7 protein-coding genes are annotated in these 6595 nt (G+C 54.2%); 1 reads left to right on the forward strand and 6 read right to left on the reverse strand.

Going from position 1 to position 6595, the window contains the following annotated elements; translation table 11 throughout:
* Nucleotides 1–278: 278 nt before the first annotated feature.
* On the reverse strand, nucleotides 279–512 hold the full coding sequence (locus tag BQ17_RS02630) for a DUF2442 domain-containing protein (RefSeq protein ID WP_089724168.1): 234 nt from the start codon (nucleotides 510–512) through the stop codon (nucleotides 279–281).
* Nucleotides 500–646 carry a DUF4160 domain-containing protein gene (locus BQ17_RS02635; RefSeq protein WP_089724169.1) on the reverse strand — a complete coding sequence of 49 codons (147 nt, stop codon included), beginning with the start codon at nucleotides 644–646 and terminating at the stop codon, nucleotides 500–502. Before BQ17_RS02635 ends, BQ17_RS02630 begins: the two co-directional genes overlap by 13 nt.
* A gap of 88 nt (nucleotides 647–734) precedes the next feature.
* On the opposite strand from BQ17_RS02635, the gene BQ17_RS02640 reads away from it, so the two are divergent.
* On the forward strand, nucleotides 735–1115 hold the full coding sequence (locus BQ17_RS02640) for a transposase (RefSeq protein ID WP_089724170.1): 381 nt from the start codon (nucleotides 735–737) through the stop codon (nucleotides 1113–1115).
* A gap of 237 nt (nucleotides 1116–1352) precedes the next feature.
* On the opposite strand, the gene BQ17_RS20090 is transcribed toward BQ17_RS02640, so the two are convergent.
* From BQ17_RS20090 to ileS, 4 genes are all read right to left on the reverse strand, one after another.
* Nucleotides 1353–1535, reverse strand: a complete 183-nt coding sequence (locus tag BQ17_RS20090) for a hypothetical protein (protein WP_141699053.1) — start codon at nucleotides 1533–1535, stop codon at nucleotides 1353–1355.
* Between the two features lie 377 nt (nucleotides 1536–1912).
* A complete protein-coding gene (locus BQ17_RS02645) occupies nucleotides 1913–2356 on the reverse strand; it encodes a hypothetical protein (RefSeq protein WP_089724171.1) in 444 nt (147 codons plus the stop codon).
* Nucleotides 2353–2907: a Panacea domain-containing protein gene (locus tag BQ17_RS02650; protein WP_089724172.1), complete on the reverse strand. Its 555-nt coding sequence runs from the start codon at nucleotides 2905–2907 to the stop codon at nucleotides 2353–2355. The genes BQ17_RS02645 and BQ17_RS02650 overlap by 4 nt, the downstream gene beginning before the upstream one ends.
* 513 nt (nucleotides 2908–3420) lie before the next feature.
* Nucleotides 3421–6372, reverse strand: a complete 2952-nt coding sequence (ileS, locus tag BQ17_RS02655) for an isoleucine--tRNA ligase (RefSeq protein ID WP_089724173.1) — start codon at nucleotides 6370–6372, stop codon at nucleotides 3421–3423.
* Nucleotides 6373–6595 lie beyond the last annotated feature (223 nt).

Below are 6595 nucleotides of genomic sequence, written 5' to 3' on the forward strand. Positions count from 1 at the left end.
TTACCGCGAGGAAAACCTCTATGATAGAATACTGACTCTGCTGAAAGAAAATCCACTCTAAAGTTATCTAGACCCTATGATAATATATTGATGTGGTAATCTTTCATCATTCTTCCTCGATATGGAGGTTGTGGATTTCTATCAATTGCAACAGTTGCTTGATTTGATATGGTTTTGCTTTTCCTTTCGTATACAAGGCGAACCTTGCCCCTTTTCCAGACCAAGATGCGGTTCGTTCCTCACCGCATCCTACGCTGGCTGTCCGAGATTATGGCTTTTTAGTCATTTTGGATATCCCAAACGATAGTGTCCGAGCTAAAATCTTGCTCATGCGGCCATGAAATTCCGTGGTGTGCCGGACGCACCAGTTTAAAATAAGATACATCGATTAACTCCTTAAATGCGCCACCTTTTAGATATGGCTTAACATCAAAAATCCCTGATACCCCACTGTTGGTTAATATTTCGATTTTGTAATCATCAAGGGGAATGGCTTTAACTATTTTATCCATATTGAGCCATCTTCTATAGCAATGGATGCCTCATATTCTCCATATTCAGCATGAATGTGAGGGCGATTGTGTTTCCTGTCGTCATAAAAATACATCAAGACCAATATGCCATAGAACATTGAAATGGTCGGCATAGTCTCTCCTTCTTCGTTTTCCGGTAGAAGTGTTGGCCGGCGTTTTGCAACAGCATAAGCATAACGTCGGCCAAACCGGAAAGGTCGGTTGGGGTTCGTTCCTCACCCCAACCTATGCGGGCTGCTGGTGCTACCCGACGACATGCGTGCCAAACAGTGGGTCGCCATGGCCGGACTCGATCCCCGTCAACACCAGTCCGGCTCCAGCGTCAACAAAAAGCCACGCCTGTCCAAGGCCGGCAACCGCTACCTGCGCATCGCCCTTTACATGCCCACCCTCAGCGCCGCACGCCATGACCCCAATGTCAGGGCTTACTACCACCACCTCATCCAAACACGCGGCCTCAAGAAGCTCCAAGCCATCTGTGCCGTCATGCGCAAGCTACTCCATGCCATCCAGGCCATGCTCAAGAACCGTCAGCCCTTCCAGAGCAGCCGCTTCTACACACCAAATGAAGCGACTGCTTGATTAACCCAATTGATGAACCAGAGCTCACTTGTTGGGGATCAGGAGGCAGATTGGACTTGCATTGGAACAGAGTATCTACACGGCCTGACGTTGCAAATCAGCTGTGCGAGGTATGAGCGTCGGATGAACTTGCCTTGTCAGGCGGTTGGCGTTTATCCGCATGCCTTATAGCTTCAACTGAGACCCAAATAAGCCCGCCGATAAATATGGAAAATACAATAACTACGAGCCATTCCATCACAAGTCCTCCAGTACAGTGATTATTACGACCGCAAAACTGCATGAGATTAAAAGCAGTACGCCTGATTTAGCATAGTTTTGTGCTAACCAGGCTATAAGAGAAATATCAGTAGCCACAAGGATCCCAAAAATTACTTTGAGCCATCCGATTTCTTCTTTCAATTTATCTGTTTTAGACAACGGTTTTTATCCTTTTGTTGCCATTGATTATTCTGGTTGCTCGAAACCGATGCAGAATGCTGCGGACTCGAGCGTTGGCTGGGAAAGTGGGTGTCCTTTTGTCCGCGTTTTGTCCGCGGCGTAGTCCGCCATCTTGCGTCGGGCGACGGCGTGCCAATCATTGTGGCCGACGCGGCCACCACAGGCGCACCTTACCCGACCTACGCGGGCTCCAAAGCAGTCCGGAATCCATCAAGAGCCTTTTCGACTTGTTCCGGTAAAACTTCTCTTTGTCGCTTAGCTTTTTACCATGATTTTCCTCTCTTTCGAATCCATATCACGCGCGGTAACGATTAAAGCCTCTTTTATCTGCTTGTATATGAAGGGGCTCCATGTTGTCAGATAGCCTCGGGGGAAACGCTCGCTTTGATGGTTTCCAAGGAACTGATTACAATAGTTTCCTGTGATTGAGATAAATCATCGGAATGACTTGCGCATTTTAATAATTCGATTGTTTGTCGAGGTTCAATTACGCCAATCCTTTTAATCTCTCCGATCATGACTTTCTCCATCAATTTATCTGATTTAAACTCATAAAAGCTATCGAGTTGTATCCAAGTGTTTTTCTTTAGAAAGCAACTACCTTGAACAAGATAGAAATTGAGAAAACGATCAAGGATTTGGCATCCATGCTGTATGCCATACCGATCACCGTGAGAAGTGGTTTTTGCCGCCACATAGATTCCTGTAGATCCGTTATTCAATAGAACGAATATCTTTTGACCTATATTACCATCATGAAACCGAAAGTTGTCATCAAAAAGGAACGTTCCAGGGCTCACTTGTAATTCTCCTGGAATTCATCGTTTTCAATAGCATTTTTGATTATTTGTTCATACTCTGATTTTTTTAGCGCCAGCTTGTATGAAATCAATCCCTGCTTTGACTCTTCAATCTCATATATTTGATGCCATGGCTGATTTTCCAGATGAGTTGCTTCTATCATATCATTGGCATACGAGTCGAAATATTCCTCTGATAGTTGTTTAATTAGGTTCAACTCCCGTTTAGAAAAATGCTCGGAAGAAAACTCTTTGATTGGCACAATATTATTCATTGATTTCCCGTCAAAGGTTTGCTTTTTGGTAACTTGGATTGCATCTTTAAGCTCATTGCTCGGTGAATCTATTTCATTGAATATTCGAACTGGAACAGGACCTTTTGGCCATGCATAATAATCCAAACCTGTTACGCTACGGCCGGTTTGCGAGTAATGTTCAAAATCCAAAAAGTAGAGTAATTTGAATAGCTTTGTCTTGCCACAAGACTTTGTATTTTCAACAAAATATATTATGGCATTTGCCAGCTTTTCATTTTGATGATTTACTATCATTTGGCGCTCCTTTTATTGCTGCTGGTGACCACACTGCACTTTTCTTGCTAACACTTCACACCAACGGTAGCAAAAAGCAGAATCACTTTATCGAGCCAAAGTCGTTGGGGTTTGTTCCTCACCCCAATCCAATGCCATTAAGTTAAGCGTTACCGGTCGGCAAAGTAAGAGAAAAACGACGAATCACGCGAATCCTCACGAATGGATTCGTGCAGATTCGCGCGATTCGTCGTTTTCTCTTTCGTATTCCGACCCACCACGACAAGCGGCCAACAGCTAACTTAATGGCATTGCACCCCAACCTACGCGGGCTGAAAGTTCGGAGACCATACTCCGCAATCAGACAGTCAACGGCTTGCTGGTGTAAATCCAGCTTACAAAATGGTATTAGGATTTTACTATTTCTACTTTGTCACATTACGCGGTAACCCACTGATTTACAAGAAATCTGTGAAGGTAACGAAATCCATTAAAATCAATTGGTTAGCCTGAAATGTGACAAAGTAGAACGGATCACGCAAACCGCCTTATCTCCCCCTTCCCCGCAACATTGATCACACAACGCCCGCACAGATCCGGGTGGTTCGGATCGGCCCCTACGTCTTCACGATGATGCCAGCAGCGCACGCATTTGGCGTGATCGGAGGGCGTGACCTTTACTGCCAGGCCCGGCAGGTCGGTGTCACGGGCGCTTGGGGGTCGGTCTTGCAGGGGATGGACTCGGGCGTAGGAGGTGATGAGGACGAACCGCAGCTCGTCTTCCAACTTGGATAGGGTCGTGGCCAGGTCGGGACTGCAATAGAGGTCTAACTCGGCGTCCAGGGAGGAGCCGATGGCGCCGGCCTTGCGGGCCTCTTCTAGCTGTTTGGATACGGTGACTCGTACCGCCAGTATCTGGTCCCACAGGTCCCGGTCGGAGGGCATTGCAAAAGGCACCGATCTTCCCTCTTTGATCCCCTCTCCCCAAGCCCCCTCGCTGCGCTCGGGGCAAGCTCTCTCCCGGCGGGAGAGGGGCTTTTGCGACACCCTCCCGTCGAGGGGAGCGTCGGGGTCCAGATCGAAGAGCCCCTGGTACCAGGTTTCGAGGAATATCGAGTCTGAGCGTGCGCCGGGCAGATATTGCCAGATCTCTTCGGCGGTGAAGCTGAGGATGGGCGCCAGCCAGCGGCTCATGGCCTCGATGATGTGATACATGGCGCTCTGGCAAGAGCGCCGAGGCAGCCCGTCCGCCTGGGTGGTGTACTGGCGGTCCTTGATGACGTCCAGGTAGAAGCCACCCATGTCCACCACGCAGAAGTTGTGGATCTTCTGGTAGATGAGGTGGAACTGGTAGTCTCGATAGGCCCGGATGATCGCTTCCTGGAGCCGATAGGCCCGGTCCACCGCCCAGCGGTCGAGCGCGAGCATGTGGGCAGGGGCGACTAGGTGCGCGGCGGGATCGAAACCGTTCAGGTTGGCCAGCAGGAAGCGGGCGGTATTGCGGATGCGGCGGTAGGCATCGGCGGTCCGTTTGAGGATCTCGTCCGAGACGCTCATCTCGCCCCGGTAGTCGGTGGCCGCCACCCAGAGGCGGATGATGTCGGCCCCCAGGGTCTTCATCACGTCCTGGGGCCGTACCACATTGCCTTTGGATTTGGACATCTTCTCGCCCTTGGCGTCCACCGTGAAGCCGTGGGTCAGCGCCTGGGTATAGGGCGCCCGGTCGTGCATGGCCACGCTGGTGAGCAGGGAGGACTGGAACCAGCCGCGGTGTTGATCGGAGCCCTCCAGATAGAGGTCCGCCGGTGCGCGCAGCCCCGCCCGGCGCTCCAGCACGCAGGCATGGGTTACGCCGGAGTCGAACCAGACGTCCAGGGTGTCCCGGACCTTTTCATAGTGTCCGCCCTCCGCGTCGCCGAGCAGGTCCTTCGGTTCCAGCTCGAACCAGGCCTCGATCCCCCGCTGCTCCACCCGCTGCGCCACTCGCTCGATGAGGGCCTGGGTGTCCGGGTGCGGCTCGCCGCTCTCCTGGTGAACCAATAGGGGGATGGGCACGCCCCAGGCCCGCTGGCGGGAGATACACCAGTCGGGGCGGTTGTGCACCATGCCATCGATGCGGGATTGGCCCCAATCCGGTACCCAGCGCACCTTGGCGATTTCGCGGCGGGCGGCGGCGCGCAATCCCTGCCGGTCCATGGCGATGAACCATTGGGGGGTGGCGCGGAAGATGACGGGGGATTTGTGGCGCCAGCAGTGGGGGTAGCTGTGGCTCAAGCGGGCTTCTTGCAGCAGGGCCCCTTCGGTCTTGAGGACCTGGACGACCTGATCGTCGGCGGCGAAGACATGCTTGCCGCCAAAGATCGGCGTATCCGCCAGGAAACGGCCGTCGCCGCCCACCGGATTGTCCACGGCCAGGCCGTAGCGCAGACCGACTACATAGTCTTCCAGGCCATGGCCGGGGGCGGTGTGGACGGCGCCGGTGCCGGCATCCAGGGTCACGTGTTCGCCCAGGATGATAGGGACCTCTCGGTCGTAGAAGGGATGCCGGAGCCCGATCCCTTCGAAGGCATCGCCGCGACCGTAACCGAGCACGCGGTAGTCCTCGATGCCGTAGCGGTCCATGGTCTCGCGCAGCAGCCCCTCGGCTAGGATCAGGCGCTCGCGCCCGTGCTCGCCCTGGGTCTGCACCACCAGGTACTCCAGCTCAGGATTGAGGGCAACGGCCCGGTTGGCGGGCAGGGTCCAGGGGGTGGTGGTCCAGATGACCACCGCCAGAGGGCCGTCTCCCTGGTCGGCGGATAGGTCGCGGCAGCGGGCGAACAGGGATGCCTCGTCCGGCACCCGGAAGCGCACGTCCACGGCGCTGGAGACCTTATCGGCGTATTCGACCTCCGCCTCCGCCAAGGCGGAGCGGCAGTCGGTGCACCAATGTACCGGCTTGTAGCCCTGCTGGACGTGACCGTTGGCGATGATGCGCCCCAGGGCGCGGATGATGTCGGCCTCGCAGCCGAAATCCATGGTGAGGTAGGGGTGCTCCCAATCCCCGAGTACGCCGAGGCGCTTAAAATCCTTGCGCTGATCCTCCACCTGGCGCTGCGCATAGGCGCGGCAGGCGCGACGGAATTCGGCCGGGCTGAGCTTGGCGCCGGGCCGACCCTGTTTCTTTTCCACCTCCAGCTCGATGGGCAGGCCGTGGCAGTCCCAGCCAGGGATGTAGGGTGCGTCCAGGCCGTCCAGGGTCCGGGACTTGACGATGATGTCTTTCAGCACCTTGTTGACGGCGTGGCCGATGTGGATCTCTCCATTGGCATAAGGTGGGCCGTCGTGGAGAATGAACCGGTCCCGACCCGCCGCGGCCTGGCGGATGCGGCCGTACAGGTCCATGGCCTCCCACCGCGCGAGGATGGCGGGCTCACGCTGGGCGAGGTTGGCCTTCATGGGGAAGGCGGTCTTAGGAAGGTTCAGGGTATCTTTGTAATCGGTCACAGGTTGGTTTTCCAATAAACTTCGAACGATGGTGGTAAATTTTCAAGCGGTGGCTCGTAGATTGGGGTGAGGAACGAACCCCAACGTCCGATGTTGGGGTTCGTTCCTCACCCCAACCTACATTGCCGGCGGAGATAGTCTCGGAATGGCTCTTTATGGATTCCGGACTGCTTTGGAGTGCGCCGGCAAAGCGGCGCGGCCGCATCGAACCTCAGCCACGGGG

This window comes from Candidatus Thiosymbion oneisti (genome assembly GCF_900092655.1).
Taxonomy (GTDB): Bacteria; Pseudomonadota; Gammaproteobacteria; order Chromatiales; family Chromatiaceae; genus Thiosymbion; species Thiosymbion oneisti.